Genomic DNA, 26,623 nt, shown 5'->3' with positions numbered 1-26,623 from the left:
CAGACTTGGACAGAGGGAACGCAACAAAGAGACCTGCACATGAACGATGCATCGTCCCACACTCAAGGCTGGCGGCCGGCGACCTATTACCCCGATCCGGCGATAAAAGCACTGGACCCCCGCTTCGAAAAATACTGGCTGAAGCTGTCGGCGGTGGAGCGGCTGGCGACCGGCCTGCGCTGGGCCGAGGGTCCGGTATGGTTCGGTGACGGGCGGTATCTCTTGTGCAGCGACATCCCGAACCAGCGCATCATCAAATGGGAGGAGGAGACCGGAACCGTCTCGGTTTTCCGAAAGCCCTCGAATTTCGCCAACGGCAACACCAGGGATCGTCAGGGCCGGCTCGTCACCTGCGAGCATGGCGGCCGCCGCGTGGTGCGCACGGAATATGACGGCAGCATCACCGTCCTGATGGACTCCTTTGGCGGCAAGCGGCTGAACTCGCCGAACGACGTCGTGGTGAAGTCCGACGGCTCGATCTGGTTCACCGATCCGACCTTCGGCCTGCTCGGCAATTACGAAGGCTACAAGGCGGAGCCCGAGATCGAGCCAAACGTCTATCGGCTCGACCCTGCAACGGGCAAGGCGACCATCGTCGCCGAGGGCGTGCTCGGTCCCAACGGGCTGTGCTTCTCGCCCGACGAGAAGATTCTGTATGTCGTGGAATCGCGCGGCGTGCCGAACCGAAAAATCCTCGCCTATGACGTCTCGCCCGACGGCACCACGATCTCCAACAAGCGCGTCCACATCGATGCCGGCCCGGGCACGCCGGACGGCATGCGCTGCGACATCGACGGCAATCTCTGGTGCGGCTGGGGCATGGGCGATCCCGAGCTCGACGGCGTCGTGGTGTTCGCGCCCGACGGCGTCATGATCGGCCGCATCGCGCTGCCCGAACGCTGCGCCAATCTCTGTTTCGGCGGCGTCAAGCGCAACCGTCTGTTCATGGCGGCGAGCCAGTCGATCTACGCGCTGTATGTGAACACGCAGGGTGCGGTGGGGGGATAGGCTCTCCACAGCGACGGTCTCGTAGGGCGGGCAAAGCGAAGCGTGCCCACCAATCCGCGAGACGGATTTGCGGAGAGATGGTGGGCACGTCGCTTACACTCCTTTGCCCACCCTACGAAGTCTCTCCTCCGTCATTGCGAGCGAAGCGAAGCAATCCAGAATCTCTCCGCGGAAACAGTCTGGATTGCTTCGTCGCTCCGCCCCTCGCAATGACGGGCCCCAAACAAAAACGCCGGAGCGGTTTCCCGCTCCGGCGTCACGCTTGTTCAGGTGAAAAAACTTACGCCGCGTTGAAGCCCGCAACCGCCTTCACTTCGAGGAAATCCTCGAGGCCGTACTTGCCCCACTCGCGGCCGTTGCCGGACTGCTTGTAGCCGCCGAACGGCGCGGTGCGGTCGTTGGGCACGCCCTGGAGGTTGACGTTGCCGGCGCGGATCTGCCGGCCGACGCGCTTGGCGTCGTCGACCGAAGCACCCGTGACGTAGCCGGCAAGGCCATACGGCGTATCGTTGGCGATCTGCACCGCGTCGGCTTCGTCCTTGGAGCCGATGATGGTGAGCACCGGTCCAAAGATTTCTTCGCGGGCGATCGTCATCTCGGGGGTGACGTCGGCGAAGATGGTCGGACGGACATAGAAGCCCTTGTTGACGCCCTCGGGCAGGCCCGGGCCGCCGGCGACGAGCGTTGCGCCCTCGTCGATGCCCTTCTTGATCAGCGCCTGGATCTTGTCCCACTGGCCGCGGTTGACGACCGGGCCGATGGTGGTGCCTTCGGCGCGCGGATCGCCCGCCTTGGTCTTGTCGGCGACCGCCTTCGCGATCGCGGAGACTTCCTTCATCTTCGACAGCGGCACGATCATGCGCGAGGGCGCGTTGCAGGACTGGCCGGAGTTGTTGAACATGTGCATCACGCCGCCGGTCACCGCCTTCGTGAGGTCGGCGCCTTCGAGGATGACGTTCGGCGACTTGCCGCCGAGCTCCTGGCTGACGCGCTTCACGGTCGGAGCCGCGCGCTTGGCGACGTCAATGCCGGCACGGGTCGAGCCGGTGAACGAGATCATGTCGATGTCGGGATGCTCGCTCATGGCGGCGCCGACCTCGGGGCCGAGACCGTTGACGAGGTTGAACACGCCCTTCGGCACGCCGGCTTCGTGGAGGATTTCCGCGAAGATCAGCGCCGAGGTCGGGGTGAACTCCGACGGCTTCAGGATCATGGTGCAGCCGGCGGCAAGCGCAGGCGCGACCTTGCAGGCGATCTGGTTCAGCGGCCAGTTCCAGGGCGTGATCATGCCGACCACGCCGACCGGCTCGCGCAGCACCATGGCGGTGCCGACCGGCTCCTCGAAATGGTAGTTCTTGAGCACGTCGAGCGTGGTCATGAGGTGGCCGAGGCCGGCGCCGGCCTGGAGCTTCTCCGCCATCGGCAGCGGCGCGCCCATCTCGTCGGAGACGGCGGCACCGATCTCCTTGAGGCGGCCCTTGTAGACCTCGATGACTTTCGTGAGCAGTGCGACGCGCTCCTCGCGGCTGGTCTGGGAGAAGGTCGCAAAGGCGCGCTTGGCAGCAGTGACGGCCTTGTCAACGTCGGCCTTGGAGCCCAGCGCAACCTCGTACATCGCCTCTTCCGTCGCGGGATTGACCACGGCGGTGGACTTCTTGACGGCGGGATCGACCCAGGCGCCGTCGATGTAGAATTGCATGCGATTGACCATCGTAAACCTCTTCTTGGGGGCTTGGTGGGGGCGTTTCGGCAGGCATCCTTGCACGAAAGCGCCGGCAATTGAACCCGCCATATGCGGGGCCAGCGTTGCGGCGGACGGAGGATATATGAGCCGATGGCGGGAACGAGGCAAGGCTCCCTCAGGTGTCATTCCGGGACGCGCCACTTGGCGCGGGACCGGAATCCATAACCACGATCGGGAGTATGGATTCCGGGCTCGACGCTACGCGTCGCCCCGGAATGACAGGGCAGTTACCTCGACTACACCGCCATCTTCCGGTGCAGCACCGGCGCGCCGGTGGTGAGGCTTTCCGCCGCATCGATGATGGCGTTCGCATCGATGCCGTAATGGCGGTAGAGGTCCGCAATCGTGCCGGTCTGGCCGAACTGCTCGACGCCGAGCGCCTCGACGCGATGACCGCGGACGCTGCCGAGCCAGCCGAGCGCGGAGGGATGGCCATCGATCACGGTCACGATGCCGCAGTCGCGCGGCAGCGGCGCGAGCAGCTTTTCGATGTGGCTGAGATGCTGCACACCCCGCCGATCGCGCCGCAATTTCCGCGCAGCGGTCCAACCCGCATGCAGACGATCCGCCGAGGTGATCGCGAGCAGGCCGATGTCGCGGCGGCTCTCGCCGATGAAGCCGGTCGCCTCGATCGCTTCGGGCGCGACCGCGCCGGTATAGGCGATCACGAGTTCGGCATTAGGCCCCGGCTTGCGCAACCAATAGGCGCCGTCGGTGATGCCCTGCGCAAGCTCCGGCGTCATGATCCGCTGCGCCTGCTCGATGCTGCGCGTCGAGAGCCGCAAATAGACCGAGCCGCCCTCGCCCGGATCGCGCTGCATGTGCTCGAAGCCCCAAGCCATGATCACGGCGAGCTCGTCGACGAAGGCCGGTTCGAACGAGGCGAGCCCGTCCTGCGCCATGCCGATCAACGGCGTGGCGATCGACTGGTGCGCACCGCCTTCAGGCGCCAGCGTGATGCCCGATGGCGTCGCTGCCACCATGAAGCGCGCATCCTGGTAGCAGGCGTAGTTCAGCGCATCGAGGCCGCGCTCGATGAAGGGATCGTAGAGCGTGCCGACCGGCAAGAGCCGCTCGCCATTGATCTGGTGCGACAGGCCGAGTGCCGAGAGCATGATGAACAGGTTCATCTCGGCGATGCCGAGCTCGAGATGCTGGCCCTTGGGCGAGAAGTCCCAGTTGAACGTGGACGGAATTTTCTCGCTGCGGAATAAGTCCGCCTTCTCGCCCCGCGCGAACAGGCCGCGCCGGTTCACCCACGGGCCGAGATTGGTCGAGACCGTGACGTCGGGCGAGGTCGTGACGATGCGTCTGGCCAGCTCGTCGTCGCCACGCGCGATCTCGTTCAGCACGAGGCCAAAGCCCTGCTGCGTCGACATCTGCGGCGACGGCTTGAACGCGAGTTGCTGGGGCACCTCGATAACAGGCGCGGTCAGCCGGCGGCCGTCCTGGTTGAACGGCACGCGCGCAAGAAAGGCGTCGAGCTCGGCAGCGTCCTGCGCGAGGCCCTCGTACTTGTCCCATTCGTGGCCCGGCCGGATGTTCTGGCTGTCGCGATATTTCTCCATCTGTGCGACCGTCATCAGGCCGGCGTGGTTGTCCTTGTGGCCCTGGAACGGCAGGCCGACGCCCTTGATGGTGTAGGCGATGAAGCAGACCGGGCGATCGTGATCGATGGACTCGAATGCCTCCAGCATGCTCGCCATGTCGTGGCCGCCGAGGTTCGACATCAGCGCCAGCAGCTCCTCGTCGCTGCGCTTATCGATGAGTATTGTGATCGGGCCCTGATCGCCGATCTCGTCGTGCAGATGCTTGCGGAAGGCCGCGCCGCCCTGGAAGCACAGCGCGGCGTAGAGCGCGTTCGGGCAATTGTCGATCCAAGCTTTAAGCGCCTCGCCGCCCGGCTCGGCAAAGGCCTCGCGCATCAGGCGGCCATATTTCACGATCACCACGTCCCAGCCGAAATTACGGAACATGGTCTCGAACTTTTCCCAGAGCCCCTCGCGCACGACGGCGTCGAGCGACTGGCGGTTATAATCGACCACCCACCAGGTGTTGCGCAGGCCGTGCTTCCAGCCTTCGGCGAGCGCTTCGAAGATGTTGCCTTCGTCCATCTCGGCATCGCCAACGAGGGCGATCATCCGCCCTTCGCGGCGATCCTTCATCCAGCCATGCGCCTTGACGTAGTCCTGCACCAGCGAGGCGAACAGCGTCTGCGCGACGCCGAGGCCGACCGACCCCGTGGAGAAATCGACGTCGTCGACATCCTTAGTGCGCGAGGGATAGGACTGCGCGCCCTTGAAGCCGCGAAAGTTCTCCAGCTTCTCGCGCGTCTGCCGGCCGAACAGGTACTGGATGGCGTGGAACACCGGGCTCGCATGCGGCTTTACCGCGACGCGATCCTCCGGCCGCAGCACGCTAAAATACAGTGCCGACATGATGGTGGCGAGCGAGGCGGACGAGGCTTGGTGCCCGCCGACCTTGAGCCCGTCCGCGTTGGCGCGGATGTGGTTGGCGTGGTGGATGGTCCAGGACGACAGCCACAGCGCCTTGCGGCTAAGGGCGGTCAATGTGTCCAGACGGGCGGAATCGACGGGCATGGCAATGCTCCCGGAAACAGGTCTTCCGATGATACGCCTGCGGGCGGCGCCAAACTTCTCAATTTTTCGCGCCATACCTCCAAATATTGGGATACTTTACCAATGGATCAGCACTTCAGACAGGTTTCATCCCAATGCCAGACCTCGACGCCATCGACCGGAAAATCCTCGCTTTGCTCCAGAACGACAGCCGGCTGACCATGCAGGAGCTGGCCGACAAGGTCGGGCTCTCGGTGTCGCCCTGCCATCGCCGGGTCAAGCTGCTGGAGGAGCGCGAGGTCATCAGCCGCTACATTGCGACCGTCGACCAGAAGGCGCTGGGGCTGCATGTCAGCGTCTTCATCTCGATCAAGCTGGCGCGGCAGAAGGAGGAGGATCTCAATCGTTTCGCCCGCGCGATCTCGAAATGGGACGAGGTGCTGGAGTGCTATCTGATGACCGGCAACCGCGACTATCTCCTGCGCGTCGTCGCGGCCGACCTCGCCTCCTACGAGACCTTCCTGAAGACCAAGCTGACCCGGCTCGACGGCATCGCCTCGATCGAGTCGAGCTTTGCGCTCAGCCAGGTGAAGTATTCGATCGCGCTGCCGGTGTGACAGCCTGTCATTGCGAGGAGCCCTCGCGACGAAGCAATCCAGACTGCCTCCGCGGAGGAGTACTGGATTGCTTCGCTCCGCTCGCAATGACGGCGGACGGAGCGGTTCCGGGCAGTTCATTCCGAGGTCGCAAAAGGCGACGTTGTCACATGGATGAAACAAAGGGCACCGATGGTCATTTGACAACCGTCCCCACCCGAGAGCCTCAGCCATGACCGCATCCGACCGCACCCCTGAAATGGCCAAACGCGAGCGCATCATCCGGGAAATGACCGACGATCTCGACGAAGAGCTGGAGATGGAGCTCGATGACAGCAGGCTCGACGAGCTGCTGGACGAGACGGACGCGCTCCGCCCGACGGTGGATCGCAGGCTTTATTTCCGGGAATTGCTCCGCCTCCAGGGCGAACTGGTCAAGCTCCAGGACTGGGTACAGAGCGAGAAGAAGAAGGTCGTGGTGCTGTTCGAAGGCCGCGATTCCGCCGGCAAGGGCGGCGTCATCAAGCGCATCACCCAGCGGCTCAATCCCCGCATCTGCCGCGTCGCGGCGCTCCCCGCCCCGAGCGAGCGCGAGCGCACGCAATGGTATTTCCAGCGCTACGTGTCGCATTTGCCGGCCGGCGGCGAGATCGTGCTGTTCGACCGCAGCTGGTACAACCGCGCCGGAGTCGAGCGTGTGATGGGCTTCTGCACCGACGAACAGTACCAGGAATTCTTCAAGACGGTGCCGGAGTTCGAACGGATGCTGATCCGCTCCGGCATCACTCTCGTCAAATACTGGTTCTCGATCACCGACGACGAGCAGCAGTTCCGCTTCAGCATGCGCATCAGGGATCCGCTGAAGCAGTGGAAGCTGAGCCCGATGGACGTCGAGGCGCGCAGCCGCTGGGAGGCGTATACCAAGGCCAAGGAGACGATGCTGGAGCACACGCATCTGCCGGACTCGCCGTGGTGGATCGTCGACGCCGTCGACAAGAAGCGCGCCCGCCTCAACTGCATCGCGCATCTGCTCAGCCAGATGCCGTACCAGGAGGTCGCCCGCGTGCCCGTGGTGCTGCCGCCGCGCGTGCGCAACCCCGACTATCACCGCGGCCCGATTCCGCCGGAGATGTATGTGCCGTCGAAATATTGATGAGGTCTTGTAGGGTGGGCAAAGGCGCGTAGCGCCGTGCCCACCATGCGTCCGCGTTCGTGGTGAGAATGGTGGGCACGTTGCCCACCCTACGGCGCTACGGCACCGTCATCGCCACGGCTGCACGATGATCTTGGTGTGCACCTCGGGGTTGGCGAGATCAGCGAACGCTTTGGCGACACCGTCGAGGCCGACCTCGGCGGTGACCATCGCCGCCGCATCCACCTGCCCGTCGGCGATCAGGCGCAGTGACGCTGCGAACTCATCGGGCGTATAGCCGAGCACATATTGGACGTTGAGCTCCTTCATGATGCCGAGCATCGGTTCGCTCCTGTCGCTCTCCATGCAGACGCCGACCACCACGATGCGCGCGTCGCGCGGGGCGCCCTCGAACACCTGCTGCAACAGGCCCGGCACGCCGACGCATTCGAAGATGATTGCGGGCTTCAGTGCCGGGAGCATGGCCTGCAACGGCGGCCGCGCCGCCTTCTCGGCCTCCGACATCTGCGCGTGCTCGGCCCAGGTCGCGTAGGGTTGCGACACCCTGGGATCGACGACGATATCGGCGCCAAGCCTTGCCGCGAGCGCACGCCGCGCCGGCGAATAGTCGGCCGCGACGATCGGATGCAGGCCCCTGATCCTCAGCGCGGCGATCACCGCGAGGCCGACCGGGCCGCAGCCGATCACGAGCGGCACCTCGCCGCCCCGGATGTTGGCTTTCGCCACGGCGTGGACGCCGACGGCGAGCGGCTCGGTCAGCGCCGCATGTTCCGGCGCGAGACCGTTGGGCACCTCCAGCAGCAGGGGCTCGCTGAGCAGCATCGCCTCGGCGTAGCCGCCGATATTGTCGTTGGAATAGCCGATGCCCTCGATGCCCTGCGGCGTCACCAGCGCCGGGAGCGAGCAGACACGGGCGCCGGGCTTGAGTTTGCGCGCAGTTCCGGGACCGTAATCGACGATCTCGCAGCAGAACTCATGGCCGAACACGACGTCACGGGTGAGGTCCATCGGCTTGCGGCCGGTCTTCTTCGCCATCTCCGCCATGCGGGGGGCATGCTGGCGCGCATGAAGGTCGGAGCCGCAGATGCCGCAGGCGAGCGTCCTGACCAGCACCTGGCCGGGGCCCGGCTTCGGCTCGGCCATCCGGTCGACGACAATCTCACCGTTCCTGAAAATCGCAGCGCGCATCCGGCTCCTCCCGAGTTGTTGGAACCGTTGATAGCACGAAGCGGGACGCGCGAACTTGCGTCAGGGGTTCGGGGAGCGCTCTTCCAGCACCAGCAGCTGGGCGCGGCGGATGCGCTCGCGATGGGCGATGTAGAGACCGCTGGCGACGATGAAGGCAGCGCCAGTGACGGTCCAGATATCAGGCACTTCGCCGAACAGGAAGAAGCCCAGAATGCTGACCCACAGCAACTGCGTGTACGAGAACGGCGCCAGCACCGAGGCATCGCCGTAACGATAGGCCAGCACGATGATCCACTGGCCCACGGTGGACGCGACGCCGATCACGATGCCGAGCCCGATCGCGGTCCAGCTCGGCGTCACCCAGACGAACGGCACCATCAGGCTGAGGATCGCAACGCCCGTGAGCGCCGAATAGGCCATGGTGGTGAGGACGGCTTCGCGCCCGCTCATCATGCGCGTCAGGATCAGCGCAGCGGCCCAGCAGAATGCCGAGATGATCGGGAAGAACGCGGCGGCGTGAAACGCATTGGAGCCCGGACGCAGGATGATCATCACGCCGATGAGACCGATCGCGGTCGCGATCCAGCGGCGCATGCCGACCTTCTCGCTCAGGAAGATGATCGACAGCGCGGTGACGAACAGCGGCGAGACGAAGCCGGTGGCCGAGGCTTCCGCGATGGGGAGGAAACGGAGACCGGTGATAAAGAACAACGACGAGCCGAGCAGCGCTACGCCCCGCATCAGCTGCAGGCCGAGGCGATCGGTGCGCATCGCATGCAGCGGCGAGCCCGGCAGCATCACCGGCGTGAACATCAGCGCGAACGTGACGAAGCGGATCCAGGTGATCTCGATCGAGGGCAGGCTCGTCGACAGATACTTTGCGGTGACGTCGGAGCAGCCGAGGAATACCGTCGACAGCAGCACCAGCGCGATGCCCTTGAAGGGATGATCGACGCGCGCAGGCGCGCGGCGAGCTTCCTGCTTCTTCTCCGGCACGGGCATGGGAATACTGTCGAGCCTTGCGGCTGCGGCGGGCGGCGGTGTCACGGCTGGAACCTGGGAAAACTACGATTCGGGAACGATCGTAAAAAACGACAAATGCGCCGCTTTCACAACTTCCGAAAACAGGATGCCGATATGCGCTGACGCCCCCGCGCGTCAATACTCCATTAATAATAGGCGTTTGTGCACTACAACATGGGCAGACTGCGCGGCTTCGGACCGCGCGGAAACGCCGCATCGAGCGCAGAAATCTCGTCTTTCGTCAGCACGAGATCGCCGCCCGCCGCATTTTCAGCAGCATGTTCCGCGGACGAAGCCTTCGGGATCGCGAACACCGTAGTTGCACGGGTGAGAAAGCTCAGCGCGACCTGACGCGGCGTCACACGACGCCCCTCCGCGATGCGTGCCAGCACCGCGCCTCCCTTGCTGTTGCTTGCGGGAAAATCGTCGTGGCCGAACGGAGAGTATGCGACGACAGCGACGCCATGCGTCTCGCACCACGGGATCACCACATGCTCGATCGCGCGCTCCTTGAGATGATAGAGCACTTGATTGCACGCGATGCGGCCTTCGCCGGAGACGTCGAGAATTTCGTCGAGATCGTCGGCGTCGAAATTGGAGACACCCCAGGATTTGATCTTGCCGGCCTTCACCAACTCCTCGAACGCGGCGACGGTGTCCTCGAGCGGATAGGAACCGCGCCAGTGCAGCAGATAGCAGTCGAGGCGATCGGTCTTCAGCCGCCTCAGCGAGCGTTCGCACGCCGTGATGGTGCCGCCGCGCGAGGCGTTGCTCGGCAGCACCTTCGAGACGAGGAACACCTCATCGCGGCGGCCTGCGATTGCATCCGCGATGACGAGCTCGGCATCGCCATACATCTCGGCGGTGTCGATGTGGGTCATGCCGAGATCGAGCCCGCGCTGAAGCGCCGCGATCGCGCGCTTGCGGTCGCCATGATCGAGATACCAGGTGCCCTGCCCGATGACGGAGACGTTCGCGCCGGTCTTGCCGAAGGGTTTTGTGTTCATGTCAAAGCTCACAATCCGCTGATATCCGCAACCAGCACGCTGCCGGTCCCTGACTCCGTGATATAGAGCCGATCTTTCTTGACGCCACCAATGGCGACATTGGTGCAGCTCGGACCCGCGCACGACTTGATCCGCGCGATCAGCTCTCCGTTCGGCGCGAACACGAAGACGTGGCCGAGCGAGGCGTGGCCGACGAACAGGCGACCGGCCGCATCCATGGTCATGCCATCAGGACCGCTGGTGCCGAACAGCGAGCAGAAGCGGCCGACCTTCGATACGCTGCCGTCCTTCATGAACGGCAACCGCCACACCGCATTGTCGCGCGTCATGGCGACGAACAGCACGGTTTCGCTGGGGTCGAGCACCAGGCCGTTCGGGCTGATGCCGGTATCGAGCAGGCAATCGAGCCGACCGCCCGGCGTCAGGCGATAAACACGGCCGCTTGGGTCGTGCAGGCCGGTCTGGCCCTGATCGGTGAACAAGATGTCGCCGTTGGAGGCGAGATGCAGATCGTTACAGCCACGGAACGATTCCGAATTGCGCGCAGTCAGGATGGGCCTGATGCGCCCTGCCCCGGCGTCGAGCTCCATGATGCCGTGCATGTAGTCGGCCACGAGGATGCGGCCATCGGCGGCGATCTTCAATCCGTTCGGCCAGCCGTCGTACTCGATCACGAGCGACCACTCGCCATCAGGCGCGATGCGGAAGATCCTGCCGAAGGGAATGTCGACGATGTAGAGGTGACCGTCCTTGTCGAACGACGGCCCTTCGATGAAGCTGTCGGTCGGCACACCCGGCCGGTTGGCATCGGCCCAATCGCTCCGCACGCCCTTGCGGCGGAATTGGTCGGGCATGGCGGAGAAGATCTTGGTTTCGATCAGGCGCGGCGGCGTTTCCAGGTACATCATTGTTGTTTTTGTGCATGTGGAGGGGGATCGCGGCAACATAGGGCACAATCGAAGGCGCGTCGATTGGGGCGGGGGCATGGCTGCGTTGGGAAGATGGGCGCGCCGGGGATCCCCGGAGTGGCTGTCGCGCAAAACTGCCTCCACGCCGTCATTGCGAGCGCAGCGAAGCAATCCAGAATCCCTCCGCTGAAAGACTCTGGATTGCTTCGCTGCGCGCGCAATGACGATGGAGAGAGCCGGACCTAGCCCACAGTTCCCGCGAGCCTGGCCTCTTTCACCGCCACGACTTCCGTCGTCGCGATCAGCCGCTTCAGCTCGGGGATACATGACCCGCAATTGGTGCCGGCCTTGAGCTTGACGCCGATCTCGGCCGCCGTGCGCGCGCCGCCGGCGATGGTGTCGCAGATGGTGCCGCGGCCGACGCCGAAGCAGGCGCAGACGATGGGGCCGGTCGAGGCTGCGCCCTCCGTCGATTTGCCTGACAGCAGCATGCGGCGCTGCTCGTCGGTGACGTGATCGGCCACGAACAGGCTCTTCACCACCTCCCAGTCGCCGGCATCATGCGCGGGGCCGACGAACAGGCAGGTCTCGATGCGGTCGCCCGCGAACGAGGCCGCGCGATAAACGCCGCCGCCGAAGTCGCGATAGTCGGCGACGTCCTCGCCGGCGACGCCGTCGAGCCAGGATGGCCAGCGCGACAGATCCGCATTGTCGGCGAAGAGATAGCCGAAGCCGCCCGTAACCGTGACACGGGTCCACATCAGGTTCGGCGGCAGATCGAGCTGTTTGCGCGACAGCGCAAAGCCGCGGAAGACGTATTCATAAGGCGAGATCGCCGCCGGCGTGGCTTTCGACTCCGGCTGGCCCGAGAACGGGTCGGTGAAGGACTGCACGAGCGCGCCGACGCGGCCGTGCGAGGCGTTCGTCGCGCTCCAGTGGATCGGCGCGAACAGCGTGCCGCGCTGCTGACGGTCGCTGACGACGACCTTCAGGATGCACTGGCCGTAATCGGTGGTGATGCGGGCGTAGCCGTCATGCACGATGCCGAATTTGCTGGCATCATCCGGGTGGATCTCGACGAACGGCTCCGGCAGATGCGCGCCGAGACGCTGGCTGAGCCCCGTGCGCGTCATGGTGTGCCACTGGTCGCGGATACGTCCGGTGTTGAGCCGCAGGGGACGCGACGGTCCGGTCTCGCCGCGCAGTGACGGCACGTCCGGCGCGACGAAGCGGCCCTTGCCGTCATTGGTGAAGAAGCCGCCGTTCGCGAAGAAGCGCTCGCCTGACACCTCTCCTTCGCGCGCCGGCCACTGCACCGGCTTCAAGGCGTCGAAGGCCTCGTCCGAGAGTGCCGTCAGCGCGCCGATGTCGAAATCGCGGCTGCCGTCGTTCTCGAAAGCAGAGAGCGCGGCATGCTCGCGGAAAATATCGGCAGCGGATTTGTAATTGAAGCTGTCGCCGAAGCCGAGCCGCTTTGCGGTCTCGCTCAGAATCCACCAGTCCGGCCGCGCCTCGCCCGGCGCCGGCAGGAACGAGCGCTGGCGCGAGATGCGGCGTTCGGAGTTGGTCACCGTGCCCGACTTCTCGCCCCAGGCAAGCGCCGGCAACAGCACATGCGGGCCGGCCTCGACCGTGTCGTTGGAGAGCACGTTCTCGGAGACCACGAACAGCTCGAGCTTCTTCAGCGCTTCCCGCACGACGTCCGCGTCCGGCAATGACACCGCCGGGTTGGTGCCCATCACCCACAGCGCCTTGACCTCGCCGCGGTTGATCGCCTCGAACAGCTGCACCGCCTTCAACCCTTCATGGGTGGCGATGCGCGGCGCCTTCCAGAAGCGCCTGACACGATCGATATCCGGCGGGGTGAAGTTCATATGCGCGGCGAGCTGGTTGGCGAGGCCGCCGACCTCGCGGCCGCCCATCGCGTTCGGCTGGCCGGTGAGCGAGAACGGCGAGGCGCCCGGCTTGCCGATACGCCCCGTGGCGAGATGGCAGTTCAGGATCGCGTTGACCTTGTCGGTGCCCTGCGCCGACTGGTTGACGCCCTGCGAATAGAGCGTGACGACGCGCTCGGTGTCGCGGAACATCTTGAAGAAGGCCGCGACGTCCTGTTCGGACAGGCCCGTCGCCAGCGCGGTCGCGGTGACACTGCCGGCGATGTTGCGTGCGCGCGCCAGCGCGTCATCGAAGCCCGACGTGTTCTGCGCGATGTAATCCTGGTCGAGCGCGCCATTGTCAGCGAGATGGACGAACAGGCCGGAGAACAAGGCGGTGTCGGTGCCGGGCTTGAGGCCGAGGAACAGGTCGACGTCGCTGGCCGTGTCGGTACGGCGCGGATCGATCACGATCATGCGCGCGCCGCGCTCCTGCCGGTTCTTCAGCATGCGCTGGAACAGCACGGGATGGCACCAGGCCGCATTCGAGCCGACGAACACGAGCAAGTCAGCCTGGTCGAGGTCCTCGTAGCAGCCCGGCACGGTGTCCGCACCGAAGGCGCGGCGGTGGCCGGCGACCGAGGACGACATGCAGAGCCGCGAATTGGTGTCGACATTGGCGGTGCCGACAAAACCCTTCATCAGCTTGTTGGCGACGTAATAATCCTCTGTCAGCAACTGACCCGAGAGGTAGAACGCGACCGCATCGGCGCCGTCGCGCGCCACGATGTGCTGCATGCGATGGGCGACGTGGTCGAGCGCATCGCTCCAGGCGACACGCTCAAGCACGCCCTTGCAGCGGATCATCGGATAGAGCAGCCGGCTCACCAGCCCGACGGTCTCGCCGAGCGCCGAGCCCTTCGAGCACAGCCGGCCGAAATTGGCGGGATGATCCGGGTCGCCCGCGATCGCCGCGCCACCGTTGCCGTCGGGCGTCGCCAGCACGCCGCAGCCGACGCCGCAATAAGGACAGGTCGTCTTGGTGGCGCGGAGCGTGGGATCGATCGCCGTCATATCGAGCTGCCTTATCAAGCCGCCTTGGAGGGATGCGCCAGCGCGCGGCCGAACATCATGTCGGTGCGGATCGCCGCCACCTTGTCGCGATTGCGGATCAGCTCGAGATACCAGAGCGCATCGGCGGTATCGCCGATCAGCACCGCGCCGGTGAGCCGGCCGTCGGCGATCACGAGCTTCTTGTAGGCGCCGCGCCTGCGGTCTGACAGCACCAGGCTCTCGCTGCCGTCCCCGCTCATGAAGTCGCCGGCGGAGAAGACGCTGACGCCCGAGACCTTCAGATTGGTCGAGACCACGCTGCCCTGATAGGCGGCGGGACGGCCGGCGAGATGCCGCGCCAGCACGCGCGCCTGCTCGTAAGCGGGCTCGACCAGGCCGTAGCAGGTGCCGCGATGCTCGGCACATTCGCCGAGCGCGTAGATGTCGGGCGAGGCCGTCTGCATCTCGTCGTTGACGACGATGCCGCGGTTGACCGCGATGCCGGCGTCTTTGGCAAGCGCCACATTCGGCCTGATGCCGGCGGCGAAGATCACGGCATCCGCCTCGATGCGCGTGCCGTCGGCAAGCTCGACGGCTTCGACATGGCCCTCGCCGTGAATGCGGGCGGTGGATGCATTGAGCAGGATGCGGACGCCCTTGCGCTCGACCAGCGTCTTCAGCAGGTCGGCCGCCGGCAAATCGAGCTGGCGCTCCATCAGCCGGTCCATCAGGTGCAGCAGCGTCACCGGCGCGCCGGCTTTCGCAAGGCCATAGGCCGCTTCGAGCCCGAGCAGGCCGCCGCCGACCACGACGACGCGCTTCTTCGCCGCAGCGAGCGTCAGCAGCAGATCGACGTCGCGCGTATCGCGAAAGGTGTGCACCCCGGTGAGATCGGCGCCCGGCACGTTGAGCCGCAGCGGCATCGATCCGGTGGCGAGCACGAGCTTGGAATATTCGACGCTCTCTTCACCTTCGATCTTCAGCTCGCGGCGGCCGGTGTCGATCTCGGTGACGCGATAGCCGTAGCGCACGGTGACGCCGCGATGGCGCCACCAGTCTGCCGGCCTCAGCTCGATCTCGTGCGAGCCGGTCTCGCCGGCCAGCACGGAGGAGAGCAGCACGCGGTTGTAAGCGAGCCGCGGCTCTTCGCCGATCACCGCAACCGCGTAGCGGCCAAGCGAGGTCTTGGCGAGCTCGTCGACCAGACGCGCGGCCGCCATACCGTTACCGACGATGACCAGCGGTTCACTCACAATCCATCTCCTATTCGGCTGCCTGCGCCTGCGCGCCGTAGGCCTCGGAAATCATGTAGCCGGACAGCACGCCGTAAGCGTCGGTCCAGGCCGTGGCGAGTTCGGGTGTCCAGGCCTCGCCGAGGCCCTTCTCGAGGGTCCAGAGCAAGGTCGCGCCGACCACCGGATAGTGCTCGGCCCTGGCGCCATAGGCGACATGACGCTTGGCGAGCGCCGAGGCCGCGGGAAGAATCGTCTCGAGCTTCGACAGGCCGCTGACGACAGCGGCGAGCATGCCCATCAGCTTCTTGCGCTGCTCGGTCATGTCCTCGGGAAACATCGCGCGCACGGACGGCGCCACCTCGAACAGGCGATCGTAGAACAGCACCGCGACCGCCTCTGAAATCGGCGCGACCTTGGAAAAGCTCTGCTGGACGAGGGTGATCTGTTCTGAAGTCATGATGTTCTCCTGTCTGTTTCGGTCTGCCTTTGTCCGCGCCGTTGCGAACAAGGTTCATGGGTCAAACGTCATCAGAGAGTCTTCTCCCCGCGTACGGGGAGAAGCGACATTCGTGCCAAACTCAGACTCGCGCTTCCGCGAGGCTTGACGCGCCCTCACCCTGCGGGCTGCGACGCAGGTAGAACCACCAGGTCAGTCCGAGGCAGGAGGCGTAGAAAGCGAGATAGATCGCGAGCGCGAGCGACGGACCACCGGTCATGGCGATCGACTTGCCGAAACCGGTCGGGATCAGATAGCCGCCGACGGCGCCGATCGCGCCGATGAAGCCGACCGCCGCACCGCTCTCGATGCTCGCGGTCTTCAAGGCCGCCGCGCGCGCCGCATCGCCCTTGCCGCGCACCCTGAACAGGTTCTGCTCGCGGAAGATCGAGGGGATCATGCGGTAGGTCGAGCCGTTGCCGATGCCCGTCGTCACGAACAGGATCAGGAACATCGCAAGGAAGCCGGTGAAGTCCTTGTGCCCGACGAAGTAGAGCACGCCGACGGTGGCGCCCGCCATCGCGATGAAGTTCCAGAAGGTGAGGATGGAGCCGCCGATCTTGTCGGCGAGCAAGCCGCCGAGCGGTCGCGACAGCGAACCGACCAGCGGCCCGAGGAACGCGATGGAGATCGAGATCGCCGGAAACTGCGTCTTGATCAGCAGCGGGAACGCCGCCGAGTAGCCGATGAAGGATCCGAACGTGCCGATATAGAGATACGCCATGATCCAGGTGTGCTTGCGCTTGACGACGGCAAGCTGGTTCTTGATCGACGACTTGGCCGTGGTCAGGTTGTTCATGAAGAACACCGCGCCGAACACCGCGATCGCGATCGGCAGCACCCACATCAGGCCGGCATTCTGGAGGAAGATGCCGTCGACGGGGGACGCCTGGAACAGGTTGATGACCGCGAGCGTCATCAGGATCGGGGTCAGCAGCTGCACGCTGGAGACGCCGATATTGCCGCCCGCCGCGTTCAGCCCCAGCGCCCATCCCTTCATCCGGTCAGGGAAAAAGAAGGAGATGTTCGTCATGCTGGAGGCGAAATTGCCGCCACCGAGACCCGCGGTCGATGCAATCAGCAGCATCAGCCAGAACGGGGTGTCGGGCTGGCTGACGAAATAGGCGAGCGACAGCGTCGGGATGAACAGGACAGCCGCGCTGAAAATGGTCCAGTTGCGGCCGCCGAAAGTCGTGACCGCGAACGTATAGGGGAAGCGCATCAATGCGCCGATCAGCCCTGGCACCGCCACGAGCTGGAACAGCTGGTCGGTGGTGTAGTGGAAGCCCGCCTGCGGCAGCTTGGTGGTGACGATGCTCCAGATCAGCCAGACGGAGAAGCCGATATGCTCGGCCACGATCGACCAGATCAGGTTGCGCCGGGCGATCACTTTGCCGCCCGCATTCCAGAACGCCTCGTCTTCGGGGCGCCAATCAGAAATCCACGTCGGATTTCGAGTCGGATTCGTCGTCATTGATAATCCCTTCTTGGCTCACCGCTGCGTCGTTGCAGGCTCTGCCTCCGCATGGAGGCGCGCGCCGAGGCCAAGCCCCGGTGGCGAGTTCACGATGCTGATTGATGATGTTGAGGGACGTCGTCGTTGGCGTCGCAAATTGACATTTCAATTTCCGTGCCAATTGCGCGCGTTCGGGAAATACAGGGAATTCAGGAGCTTATTCGTATTGCCCGAAGTTCCGGCATGTGTATTTCGCTCGCAAATCTTGCGATTCGCTCAATCCTTGTGCGGCGCACAAGGATTGAGCGAGGTGTCGATTATTTAGGCGCGCTGATCTTCCACGTTAAACCTTCGTTTACGCGGCCTCGACGAAGCGATGACGCTCGTAGAGGAATTCGAGCACGCGGTGGCGGCACTTCAAATAAGTGGAATTGGTCGCGAGATCGAGCCGCTTGCGGGGACGTGCGAGCGGCACCTCCAGCACCTCGCCGATGCGCGCGCTCGGCCCGTTCGTCATCATGACGATGCGATCGGATAGCAGCACCGCCTCGTCGACGTCGTGGGTGATCATCAGAATGGTGTTGCCGAGCTTCTGATGCAGCGCCATCACCGAGTCCTGCAGATGCGCGCGGGTCAGCGCGTCGAGCGCGCCGAACGGCTCGTCGAGCAGCAGCACCTTCGGCTCCATCGCCAGCGCCCGGGCGATGCCGACGCGCTGCTTCATGCCGCCGGAGATTTCCGAGGGACGCTTGTCCCTGGCGTGGGCCATCTGCACCAGGTTGAGATTGTGCATGACCCAGGCGTCGCGTTCGGCGCGGGACTTGGTCCTGGCAAAGACCTTGTCGACGCCGAGCTTGACGTTCTCGTAGACGGTCAGCCACGGCAGCAGGCTGTGGTTCTGGAACACCACGGCGCGATCGGGACCCGGCGAGTTGACCTCGCGGTTCTCGAGCAGCACGCCGCCGGTGGTGGCGCCGGTCAGGCCTGCGATGATGTTGAGCAGGGTCGACTTGCCGCAGCCGGAATGGCCGATGATCGAGACGTATTCACCCTTCTCGATCGTCAGGTTGATGTCCTTCAGCACCTCCGTGGTGGCGGCGCCGCGGGTAAAGACCTTGTCGATATGGTCGAGCTTCAGATAGGCGGTCATGTGCCCTTCTCCCTCAGTTCTGCGCCGTGCCGCGGGTGACGATCTTGCCGACGCCCGCGATCAGGCGGTCGAGCACGAAGCCGACGATGCCGACATAGAACAGCGCCAGGATGATCTCGCTGATATGCGAGGAATTCCAGGCGTCCCAGATGAAGAAGCCTATGCCGACGCCGCCGATCAGCATTTCGGCTGCTATGATGGCGAGCCAGGACAGGCCGATACCGATGCGCAGGCCCGTGAAGATATAGGGCGCCGCCGCCGGGATCATGATCTTGCCGAAGAACTCGAGCGGGTTGAGCTGCACCACCGCGGCGACGTTGCGGTAGTCCTGCGGGATGTTGCGGATACCGACCGCGGTGTTGATGATGATCGGCCAGATCGAGGTGATGAAGATGACGAAGATCGCCGACGGCTGGCCGTCGCGGAATGCCGCGAGCGACAGCGGCAGCCAGGCCAGCGGCGGGATGGTGCGCAGCACCTGGAACAGCGGATCAAGCCCGCGCATCGCCCAGACCGACTGCCCGACCAGCACGCCGAGCGCGATGCCGGCGATGGCAGAGAGCGAATAGCCGAGCGCGACGCGCTGAAGGCTTGCGGAGAGATGCCAGAACAGGCCCTTGTCGATGCCGCCATGATCGAAGAACGGATCGAAGATCAATTCCTTGGTGTCCTTGAACACCTTTGACGGCGGCGGCAGTGCCGAGCCGGCGCGGCGGCACACCAGCTCCCACACCAGCGTCAGCAGCGCGATCACGACCAGCGGCGGAATCACGCGCACGGCGGTCTCCCTGGCGATGCGGGCGTAAGTCTCGGCGCGCGGCGGACGCTTGAGCGTCATCGCGACGACCGGCGCGGCAGCACCCGCAGGCGTTGCGGTCTCAACCTCAATCTTCGTGGCAGGCATGTTCATTGAAAATCCCTCTCCGGCTTCAAAGGACGACGCGGCCGCCTGACGGTGGCCGCGAGCTCCATCAGACTTCGACGCGCTTGATCGCGAGCGACTTCAGATAGGCAGCCGGATTTTCGGGATCGAACACCTTGCCGTCGAAGAAGGTCTCCTTGCCGCGCGAGGTCGAGGCCGGGATATCGGCGGCCGCGACGCCCAGCGTCTTGGCCGCATCCTTCCAGAGGTCCTCGCGGTTCACCTTGGCAATCAGCGCCTTGGTGTCGACGCCGGCCTCGTATTTGCCCCAGCGGATGTCCTCGGTGAGGAACCAGAGGTCGTGGCTTTGGAACGGATAGGACGCTTGGTCCTTCCAGAACCGCATCTGCTGCGGCGAGTTGTCGACGACGCGGCCGGTGCCGTAATCGAACTTGCCCTTCATGCGGTCGGTGATGTCTTCGACCGGGCAGTTGATCCATTGCCGCTTGGCGCAGATCACCGCCGCCTCCTCGCGGTTCTCCACCTTCTCGGCCCATTGCTGGGCTTCCATCACCGCCATCAGCAGCGCCTTCGCCGCCTTCGGATATTTGTCGACCCAGGCCGCGCGCATGCCGAACGATTTTTCGGGATGCTTGTCCCAGAGCTCGCCGGTGGTGATCGCGGTGTAGCCGATCTCCTGATGGATGAGCTGCAGGTTCCAGGGCTCGCAGACGCAGAAGCAGTCCATGGTGCCAACCTTCATGTTGGCGACCATCTGCGGCGGCGGGACCACGATGGTTTCGATGTCCTTGTCGGGATCGATGCCGCCGGCGGCGAGCCAGTAGCGGATCCAGAGATCATGCGTGCCGCCCGGGAAGGTCATCGCGGCCTTCACGGCCTTGCCGCCGGCCTTCTTCTTCTCCAGCGCCGCCTTGAAGGGCGCGGTGTCGATTCCGACCTTGAGGTCGGCATATTCCTTGGCGACCGAGATGCACTGACCGTTCAGGTTCAGGCGCGCCAGAATGTACATCGGCGTCGGCTGGTTGTTCTGCGTCACCTTGCCGGAGGAGATCAGGTACGGCATTGGAGTCAGGATGTGCGCGCCGTCGATGCCGTTGCCTTCGGAGCCGAGCACGAGATTGTCGCGCGTGGTGCCCCAGGAGGCCTGCTTCTGCACCTCGACGTCGGGCATGCCGTATTTGGCGAAGATGCCCTTCTCCTTGGCGACGAACAGCGGGGTTGCGTCGGTGAGCGCGATGAAGCCGAGCTTGGCGCCCTTGACCTCGGGGCCTGCGTCCTGCGCGAAGGCGCCGGCGGGGAAATTGAGTTTTGCGGCGGCGAGAAGTGCGGCGGTGCTGCCGGCGGCCTTCAACAATTGACGGCGGCTCAGGCCCGAGGGCTGGCGGGTGCGCTTGGTCATAGGCAGTGTCGTCCTTTGCATCGTTGCAGAATTGATGGCGTCAGTGCGCGCGAGCGGCCCGTCCGTCCGTGACGCCTGAAGGAGGCGCATGCGAACGCATGGCGGGGGAGACCCCCGTCTGGTGGCGTCGGCAAATCGGATGAGAAGTCTCGCGGGACGGCTTCAATGGCGTCGGCTTGAATGATTCAAGCTTCATGCCAAGCCTGCCACTCCGAAAAACATCGAAAAATGAATGGGTTATAGATGCCGCGCCAGACTGTCGCAGGCTCGCTGCGCACGCGGAATTTGCGGATTGCTCATTCCTTGTGCGCCGCACAAATCTTATGCAGCCGCCCAAGCAAAAGGCCGTGCGTTCGCAAAAGTCAGTTGAACGCGTGCGACATCCATTTGATATCGCTGGTCTTTTCAAACAGGCCCAGGCGGCACGCAACTTGCTTCTTCACCGACGTCAACGAAGACTGCGGCTTGCCGCATTGTTGCAGCCTCTGGCGGCTGCAATCCGGAAGCTCAACTGCTTCGCGGCCCTTCCCGGCTCAGTCGTCGTGACGCGATTCCCAAGGCTTCCAGACTTTCCATAGCTCGCGTGCGGCAGGCCAGCCCGCACGTCCCATGACGTTCAGCCGCGCTCTCCCGAGGGCGTGTCGCTCTCACTTACGAAGCAAAAGGAACCATTGATGTCGTATCTCGCGCCTTCGGAATTCGTCACCAAGATGGTGGATGCGGGCGAGTCCAAGATCTTCATGTCCACCCGGGATACCATCATCCGCGCCTACATGGCCGGCGCCATCCTCACACTCGCCGCATGGTTCGCCGTCACGATCAACGTCAACACCGGCCAGCCGCTGATCGGCGCCCTCTTGTTTCCGGTCGGCTTCGTGATGCTGTACCTCCTGGGCTTCGATCTCCTGACCGGCGTGTTCGTGCTCTCGCCGCTCGCCCTGATCGACAAGCGTCCGGGCGTCACGCTCGGTGGCGTGTTGCGCAACTGGGGCCTGGTGTTCGTCGGTAACTTCGCCGGCGCGTTCACCGTCGCCTTCATGATGGCCTTCGTCACGACGTTCGGCTTCACGCAGGCCCCCGACAAGGTCGGCACCGCCATCGGGATCATCGGGGAAAGCCGGACGCTCGGCTACGCGGCGCACGGCGCGGCGGGCATGGCGACGCTGTTCCTGCGCGGCATGCTCTGCAACTGGATGGTCTCGACCGGCGTCGTCGGCGCCATGATCTCGACCTCGGTCCCCGGCAAGGTCATCGCGATGTGGATGCCGATCCTGGTCTTCTTCTACATGGTGTTCGAGCATTCCGTCGTGAACATGTTCCTGTTCCCGTCGGGGCTGCTGCTCGGCGCAAAGTTCTCGATCTTGGACTATCTGATCTGGAACGAGATCCCGACCGTGCTCGGCAACCTCGTCGGCGGCCTCGCCTTCACCGGCATGACTCTCTACACCACGCACGTCATGACCCTGCCGAAGCGTCAGGCCGGCAAGGCCGCACCGACCCGCGTTGCGGCCTGATACGTCTCGACAGAGGAGCCTCGCCCGACCAGGGTGAGGCTCCCTTCGCCTGGTGATGACGATGACCCGCGGACTCCTGATCTCTGTCGGCCAGCACTCCGACAAGGGGCGCAAGCCCGTCAATCAGGATTTTCACGGCGTCCTGATTCCGGAAGAGCCGCTCCTCAGCCTGAAGGGCATCGCGGCCGTTCTCGCCGACGGCATCTCCAGCAGCACGGTGAGCCAGATCGCCAGCGAGTCGGCGGTCAAGAGCTTCCTGATGGACTATTACTGCACGTCGGAATCCTGGACGGTGAAGACCTCCGCCCGCCGCGTGCTGGACGCGACCAATTCCTGGCTGCACGCGCAGACGCGCAAGAGCCAATATGCCTATGATCGCGACAAGGGCTATGTCTGCACCCTGACCGCCATGGTCATCAAGGCGACCACGGCGCACATCTTCCACGTCGGCGACTGTCGCGTCTACCGCGTCGCCGGCAAGGCGCTCGAGCAGCTGACCGACGATCACCGCATCATCGTGTCGTCGGAGCAGACCTATCTCGGCCGCGCGCTCGGCATCAATCCGCAGCTCGAGATCGACTACCAGACTTTCGAGATCGAGGCCGGCGACACCTTTATCCTGGCGACCGACGGTGCCTATGAATTCGTCGACCAGCGTTTCATCACCAGCGCACTCGGCGAGCACGCAGCCGAGCTCGACGGGGCGGCAAAGGCGATCGTCGAGGAAGCCTACCGGCGCGGCAGCGACGACAACATCACCGTCCAGATCCTGCGCATCGACGCGGTGCCGCAGCGCGAGCCGGCCGGCATCTTCAATCAGACGTCACAACTGCCGCTTCCTCCGTTGCCGGAGCCGCGAGCGGTCTTCGATGGCTACAGGATCGTCCGCGAAATCCACGGCAGCAGCCGCAGTCATATCTATCTCGCGGTCGACGCCGAGACCGAGGCGCCGGTCGCGCTCAAGCTGCCGTCGATCGATTTGCGCGACAATGCCGCCTATCTCAAGCGCTTCCTGATGGAGGAGTGGATCGCGCGACGGATCGACAGCCCGCATGTGCTCAAACCGCTGTCGCAGTCGCGACGGCGCAGCTACCTCTACGTCGCGACCGAATTCGTCGAAGGGCAGACGCTGAAGCAGTGGATGACCGACAATCCGCGCCCCGATCTGGAAACGGTCCGCAGACTGGTCGAGCAGATCGCCGCGGGGCTGCGCGCCTTCCACCGCATGGAAATGCTGCATCAGGACCTCAGGCCCGACAACATCCTGATCGACAAGACCGGCACCGCGAAGATCATCGACTTCGGATCGGTCAGGGTCGCGGGCGTCGCGGAGGCGGCGCCGCGAGACGAGGCCGACGACATCCTGGGAACGGTCCAGTACACGGCGCCGGAGTATTTTCTTGGGCAAGGTGGCTCGCCGCGCTCCGACATGTTTTCGCTGGCCGTGATCTGTTACCAGATGCTGACGGGAAAGCTTCCCTATGGCACCCAGATCGCCAGGATCCGGCGCAAGGCGGACGTGCGGAGACTGCAATATCGCCCGGCCGACGGCGACCGCAACGTGCCGGCCTGGGTCGACGGCGCGCTCAGGCGCGCGCTCCATCCCGATCCCTACAAGCGGCACGAGGATCTGTCCGAATTCGTCTTCGAGCTTCGCACGCCCAATCCGGCCTATCTCGACACACGGATCACGCCGCTCCTGGAGCGCAGCCCGCTGATGTTCTGGAAGCTGACCACGGCGGCGCTGGCCTGCGCGGTTGTCGTGCTACTGGCGCTGCTGCACGCGCGGTAGGGCATGAGGCGCAGACGTCGGCTTCTGGAGGCCAAGCGGAAACATGATCATTCGTCAGAGCATTGCGGCTGGTGACCCACATGTATGGACCGGCTGCGTTTCGCAAGAGAGATTGTGCGTGGGTTGCGGAAGTCGCTGATATGTATTCGGCCTGTTTGATCGGCTCGCGGGCCGCGGCCTTGATGGGAATACGCACGCGACCCGTTCATCGAGAGATATCCAGTCTTCGTACAAGCCAGCAATCAGGCCGCGCATTCGTGGTGATATCTCATCCTGACGGCTCTCCAGGATCGCCAACAGAGAGCTGCGCGGAGCTCTCGCTCCAGCTATCTCTCTGTTTCTACGCCCTGACGTCGGCTTGCGGGGTGCGAACGGACCAGGACGAGTATGGTCGCGACGCCCGCATGTGACAAGGCGACATCAGTCCGATACCATCGAGGCCGCTTAAGCCGACATACGCATTGCTTCGCTCATCTCCTGCTTCACGCCACCGCCTGGGCAATGAAGTTGCGGACGATCTTCGAGGTCTCGCCACGCCGGAACGCCAGAGCCAAGCGCACGATCGGAGCGTCCCCTTTGACCTCACGATAGGTGACGCCGGTTACATGAAGCTGGCGCATTGACGCCGGCACGAGCGAAAAGCCAAGCTCAGCTGCCACCAGGCTGACGACAGAGCTGATCTGCGGCGCGGACTGCCCGAGGGTCGGCTCGAAGCCCGCCCGCCGACAGGCCGCGATGACTGTGTCAACCCAGGCCGATCCGCGCGGCGTCAGAATGAGCGGATCCCCCTTCAGCCTGATCAGATCGATTTCAGTCGACTTCGCCACCGGATGGCTTGCGGGCAATACGACGAGCATCGGCTCGTTGGAGAGACGCCGAAACTGTAGATCGTCCTCGCCCTCATCGGGGCGCAGGAACACCGCGTCCAGCTCTCCTTCCCGAAGGCCCGCAAGGAGGCGGGATGTGCTTGCTTCCTCCAGCGTCAGATCCACATCGGGATAAGCTCGGCGAAACGATCGGATTGTCGAGGTAACAACGGGATTAAATGGTGCCGAGTTGGTAAAGCCCACCCGCAGCGAACCGATTTGACCCCGCGCAGCCCTCTGCGCGGCGCGAATGGAGCGCTCCGCCTGCATAGGAATGACCCGCACGTTCTCCAGAAAAGCGCGCCCTGCCTCGGTCAGTTCAGCACCCTGGGGAATGCGATGGAAGAGCGCAGCCCCAACTTCGGCCTCAAGATCCTTGATCTGTTGGCTCAGCGGCGGCTGCCCGATTCCAACGCGCGCAGCGGCGCGTGTGAAGTTTTTCTCCTCGGCAACCGCGAGGAAATAGCGGATGTGGCGCAGTTCCATGTCAGTGCCAAAAGCTATCGAGATCGTGCTTCCTATATATTTGACTGCGCGATTATCGAAATCAAATATCTCGGGGGCGCCGATTGACTTGGACGATCGAAATTGGACCAGAATCTGAACGTCAGTCTGAAAGACAAGTCCATCCCCGAGCCGGTGATCGGGAACATGGAACCCCGTCTCCCGGTTGCTGCACTTTCGCTTTCCGCGACTCCCGAACTCGATCAATCGCGCGTTTTTTCGCACCGCCGGCGCGCCTTGCTGTTCCTCCTCGCTGTTGCAGCAACTTTTCTATCTTGGTGGATGTCGGGCTATCTGTTCGCCTATACGGACGACGCATACGTCACGTCCGATGTGCTGTCGATCACGCCGGAAGTTACGGGTCCGGTCGCAGCGGTTCTTGTGAAAGACAACGAATGGGTGAAGCGGGGAACGCTCCTCTTTACCATCGATCCGGTTCCGTTCAGATTGGCCGTAGAGCAAGCGCGCGCGGAGGAGGCGCGAACTGAGGCTCAGCTGCCGGTCGACCGGGCGCAGTTGCAGGTTCTGCAGGCGCAGAAGGAAGCGGCGGGTGCTGCCGAGAGGCTCGCCGCGGCAAACCTGCGCCGTGACACGCCGCTTGCCCAGTCCGGTACGATCTCCGCGCAGGCCCTCGACACGACTCGTACCACCGAGGAGCAAAGCGCGGCCCAGCAACATGCTGCCGAAGCAGCTTTGCAGAAGGAGAACGAGACTCTCAGCCTGGATAAGGCTGCCGTCTCATCGGCCCACGCTGCACGTCTTCTCGCCGAATGGCGCTTGGGCCGCACCAAAGTCGTGGCGCCCGTTGATGGTTACGTGACGCATCTTGCCATTCAAACTGGCGACATGGTTTCCACGAGCCAGGCAGCGGTTGCGATCGTCGATGGAAACGCCTGGCGCGTCGTTGCCAATTACAAAGAATATTATCTACGACACCTCCATCCCGGCGGCCTCGCCTGGATCTGGCTCGACAGCCATCCCTGGCATCTTTATCGCGCGCGCATCCAGGGTCTGGCGCACGGCATTAGTCGCCAGCAAGGAAGCGAGACACTAGTCCCTTACGTGTCTCCAACGGTGAACTGGATTCGCCTGCAACGACGGATTCCAGTTCGATTCACGCTGCTCGAATCTCCTGGGAGCGACCAACTCTTCATGGGCGTCGACGCCCGCGTCCTGGTCATCTACTGATTGGGAG

The 26,623-nt window shown here is 64.2% G+C and carries 20 protein-coding genes; 6 read left to right on the top strand and 14 right to left on the bottom strand.

Annotated features, from left to right (window positions below; translation table 11 throughout):
- The first annotated feature begins 39 nt into the window (after positions 1 to 39).
- Positions 40 to 1,008 carry an SMP-30/gluconolactonase/LRE family protein gene (locus ACKWRH_RS12395; RefSeq protein ID WP_247307926.1) on the top strand — a complete coding sequence of 323 codons (969 nt, stop codon included), beginning with the start codon at positions 40 to 42 and terminating at the stop codon, positions 1,006 to 1,008.
- Between the two features lie 280 nt (positions 1,009 to 1,288).
- On the opposite strand, the gene ACKWRH_RS12390 is transcribed toward ACKWRH_RS12395, so the two are convergent.
- Positions 1,289 to 2,719 (bottom strand): aldehyde dehydrogenase family protein, encoded by a 1,431-nt coding sequence (locus tag ACKWRH_RS12390; protein WP_445220752.1) that lies wholly within the window; start codon positions 2,717 to 2,719, stop codon positions 1,289 to 1,291.
- Between the two features lie 269 nt (positions 2,720 to 2,988).
- On the bottom strand, positions 2,989 to 5,352 hold the full coding sequence (locus tag ACKWRH_RS12385; RefSeq protein ID WP_445220751.1) for a transketolase: 2,364 nt from the start codon (positions 5,350 to 5,352) through the stop codon (positions 2,989 to 2,991).
- Positions 5,353 to 5,486: 134 nt separating this feature from the next.
- Here ACKWRH_RS12385 and ACKWRH_RS12380 point away from each other — a divergent pair, with 134 nt between their 5' ends.
- Both ACKWRH_RS12380 and ppk2 read left to right on the top strand, forming a co-directional pair.
- Positions 5,487 to 5,948, top strand: coding sequence for an Lrp/AsnC family transcriptional regulator (locus tag ACKWRH_RS12380; RefSeq protein WP_445220750.1), 462 nt, complete (start codon positions 5,487 to 5,489; stop codon positions 5,946 to 5,948).
- 211 nt (positions 5,949 to 6,159) lie between these two features.
- Positions 6,160 to 7,080, top strand: a complete 921-nt coding sequence (gene ppk2 / locus ACKWRH_RS12375; protein ID WP_445220749.1) for a polyphosphate kinase 2 — start codon at positions 6,160 to 6,162, stop codon at positions 7,078 to 7,080.
- A gap of 108 nt (positions 7,081 to 7,188) precedes the next feature.
- On the opposite strand, the gene ACKWRH_RS12370 is transcribed toward ppk2, so the two are convergent.
- From ACKWRH_RS12370 to ACKWRH_RS12320, 11 genes are all read right to left on the bottom strand, one after another.
- Positions 7,189 to 8,268, bottom strand: a complete 1,080-nt coding sequence (locus ACKWRH_RS12370; RefSeq protein ID WP_445220748.1) for a zinc-binding dehydrogenase — start codon at positions 8,266 to 8,268, stop codon at positions 7,189 to 7,191.
- A gap of 60 nt (positions 8,269 to 8,328) precedes the next feature.
- Entirely contained in the window at positions 8,329 to 9,270 is a 942-nt protein-coding gene (locus tag ACKWRH_RS12365; protein WP_208089336.1) for a DMT family transporter, read from the bottom strand.
- 188 nt (positions 9,271 to 9,458) lie between these two features.
- Positions 9,459 to 10,298: an aldo/keto reductase gene (locus ACKWRH_RS12360; RefSeq protein ID WP_445220747.1), complete on the bottom strand. Its 840-nt coding sequence runs from the start codon at positions 10,296 to 10,298 to the stop codon at positions 9,459 to 9,461.
- Positions 10,299 to 10,306: 8 nt separating this feature from the next.
- Complete coding sequence (locus ACKWRH_RS12355; protein WP_445222383.1) at positions 10,307 to 11,203, bottom strand: SMP-30/gluconolactonase/LRE family protein; 897 nt, start codon at positions 11,201 to 11,203, stop codon at positions 10,307 to 10,309.
- 245 nt (positions 11,204 to 11,448) lie between these two features.
- Positions 11,449 to 14,154: a molybdopterin-dependent oxidoreductase gene (locus ACKWRH_RS12350; RefSeq protein WP_445220746.1), complete on the bottom strand. Its 2,706-nt coding sequence runs from the start codon at positions 14,152 to 14,154 to the stop codon at positions 11,449 to 11,451.
- Between the two features lie 14 nt (positions 14,155 to 14,168).
- Positions 14,169 to 15,386 carry an NAD(P)/FAD-dependent oxidoreductase gene (locus ACKWRH_RS12345; RefSeq protein ID WP_445220745.1) on the bottom strand — a complete coding sequence of 406 codons (1,218 nt, stop codon included), beginning with the start codon at positions 15,384 to 15,386 and terminating at the stop codon, positions 14,169 to 14,171.
- Between the two features lie 10 nt (positions 15,387 to 15,396).
- The gene (locus ACKWRH_RS12340) at positions 15,397 to 15,825 is read right to left on the bottom strand and encodes a globin family protein (protein WP_445220744.1); all 429 of its coding nucleotides are present in this window, start codon (positions 15,823 to 15,825) and stop codon (positions 15,397 to 15,399) included.
- A 121-nt stretch (positions 15,826 to 15,946) separates the two neighbouring features.
- On the bottom strand, positions 15,947 to 17,338 hold the full coding sequence (locus ACKWRH_RS12335; RefSeq protein WP_247307902.1) for an MFS transporter: 1,392 nt from the start codon (positions 17,336 to 17,338) through the stop codon (positions 15,947 to 15,949).
- A 337-nt stretch (positions 17,339 to 17,675) separates the two neighbouring features.
- Entirely contained in the window at positions 17,676 to 18,470 is a 795-nt protein-coding gene (locus ACKWRH_RS12330; RefSeq protein ID WP_014497013.1) for an ABC transporter ATP-binding protein, read from the bottom strand.
- Positions 18,471 to 18,483: 13 nt separating this feature from the next.
- Positions 18,484 to 19,380 (bottom strand): nitrate ABC transporter permease, encoded by an 897-nt coding sequence (ntrB, locus tag ACKWRH_RS12325; protein WP_445220743.1) that lies wholly within the window; start codon positions 19,378 to 19,380, stop codon positions 18,484 to 18,486.
- 61 nt (positions 19,381 to 19,441) lie between these two features.
- Positions 19,442 to 20,752: a CmpA/NrtA family ABC transporter substrate-binding protein gene (locus tag ACKWRH_RS12320; protein ID WP_445220742.1), complete on the bottom strand. Its 1,311-nt coding sequence runs from the start codon at positions 20,750 to 20,752 to the stop codon at positions 19,442 to 19,444.
- Positions 20,753 to 21,426: 674 nt separating this feature from the next.
- Here ACKWRH_RS12320 and ACKWRH_RS12315 point away from each other — a divergent pair.
- Entirely contained in the window at positions 21,427 to 22,266 is an 840-nt protein-coding gene (locus tag ACKWRH_RS12315) for a formate/nitrite transporter family protein (protein WP_445220741.1), read from the top strand.
- Positions 22,267 to 22,321: 55 nt separating this feature from the next.
- The gene (locus ACKWRH_RS12310; protein ID WP_445222382.1) at positions 22,322 to 24,058 is read left to right on the top strand and encodes a protein kinase domain-containing protein; all 1,737 of its coding nucleotides are present in this window, start codon (positions 22,322 to 22,324) and stop codon (positions 24,056 to 24,058) included.
- A gap of 482 nt (positions 24,059 to 24,540) precedes the next feature.
- Here the strand turns inward: ACKWRH_RS12310 and ACKWRH_RS12305 are convergent, their stop codons facing one another.
- Positions 24,541 to 25,410, bottom strand: coding sequence for a LysR family transcriptional regulator (locus tag ACKWRH_RS12305; RefSeq protein WP_445220740.1), 870 nt, complete (start codon positions 25,408 to 25,410; stop codon positions 24,541 to 24,543).
- A gap of 102 nt (positions 25,411 to 25,512) precedes the next feature.
- On the opposite strand from ACKWRH_RS12305, the gene ACKWRH_RS12300 reads away from it, so the two are divergent.
- Complete coding sequence (locus ACKWRH_RS12300) at positions 25,513 to 26,616, top strand: HlyD family secretion protein (protein WP_445220739.1); 1,104 nt, start codon at positions 25,513 to 25,515, stop codon at positions 26,614 to 26,616.
- Positions 26,617 to 26,623 lie beyond the last annotated feature (7 nt).

This window comes from Bradyrhizobium sp. Pa8, assembly GCF_052588265.1.
The sequence above is the reverse complement of the archived record's forward strand: the minus strand, read 5'-3'. Positions and strand labels throughout refer to the sequence as shown.

Bases quoted from the DNA above. Each gene is read 5' to 3' on its own strand.
- ACKWRH_RS12395 (WP_247307926.1), top strand. From the start codon at position 40: ATGAACGATGCATCGTCCCACACTCAAGGCTGGCGGCCGGCGACCTAT.
- ACKWRH_RS12390 (WP_445220752.1), bottom strand. From the start codon at position 2,719: ATGGTCAATCGCATGCAATTCTACATCGACGGCGCCTGGGTCGATCCC.
- ACKWRH_RS12385 (WP_445220751.1), bottom strand. From the start codon at position 5,352: ATGCCCGTCGATTCCGCCCGTCTGGACACATTGACCGCCCTTAGCCGC.
- ACKWRH_RS12380 (WP_445220750.1), top strand. From the start codon at position 5,487: ATGCCAGACCTCGACGCCATCGACCGGAAAATCCTCGCTTTGCTCCAG.
- ppk2 (WP_445220749.1), top strand. From the start codon at position 6,160: ATGACCGCATCCGACCGCACCCCTGAAATGGCCAAACGCGAGCGCATC.
- ACKWRH_RS12370 (WP_445220748.1), bottom strand. From the start codon at position 8,268: ATGCGCGCTGCGATTTTCAGGAACGGTGAGATTGTCGTCGACCGGATG.
- ACKWRH_RS12365 (WP_208089336.1), bottom strand. From the start codon at position 9,270: ATGCCCGTGCCGGAGAAGAAGCAGGAAGCTCGCCGCGCGCCTGCGCGC.
- ACKWRH_RS12360 (WP_445220747.1), bottom strand. From the start codon at position 10,298: ATGAACACAAAACCCTTCGGCAAGACCGGCGCGAACGTCTCCGTCATC.
- ACKWRH_RS12355 (WP_445222383.1), bottom strand. From the start codon at position 11,203: ATGTACCTGGAAACGCCGCCGCGCCTGATCGAAACCAAGATCTTCTCC.
- ACKWRH_RS12350 (WP_445220746.1), bottom strand. From the start codon at position 14,154: ATGACGGCGATCGATCCCACGCTCCGCGCCACCAAGACGACCTGTCCT.
- ACKWRH_RS12340 (WP_445220744.1), bottom strand. From the start codon at position 15,825: ATGACTTCAGAACAGATCACCCTCGTCCAGCAGAGCTTTTCCAAGGTC.
- ACKWRH_RS12335 (WP_247307902.1), bottom strand. From the start codon at position 17,338: ATGACGACGAATCCGACTCGAAATCCGACGTGGATTTCTGATTGGCGC.
- ACKWRH_RS12330 (WP_014497013.1), bottom strand. From the start codon at position 18,470: ATGACCGCCTATCTGAAGCTCGACCATATCGACAAGGTCTTTACCCGC.
- ntrB (WP_445220743.1), bottom strand. From the start codon at position 19,380: ATGAACATGCCTGCCACGAAGATTGAGGTTGAGACCGCAACGCCTGCG.
- ACKWRH_RS12320 (WP_445220742.1), bottom strand. From the start codon at position 20,752: ATGACCAAGCGCACCCGCCAGCCCTCGGGCCTGAGCCGCCGTCAATTG.
- ACKWRH_RS12315 (WP_445220741.1), top strand. From the start codon at position 21,427: ATGTCGTATCTCGCGCCTTCGGAATTCGTCACCAAGATGGTGGATGCG.
- ACKWRH_RS12310 (WP_445222382.1), top strand. From the start codon at position 22,322: ATGACGATGACCCGCGGACTCCTGATCTCTGTCGGCCAGCACTCCGAC.
- ACKWRH_RS12305 (WP_445220740.1), bottom strand. From the start codon at position 25,410: ATGGAACTGCGCCACATCCGCTATTTCCTCGCGGTTGCCGAGGAGAAA.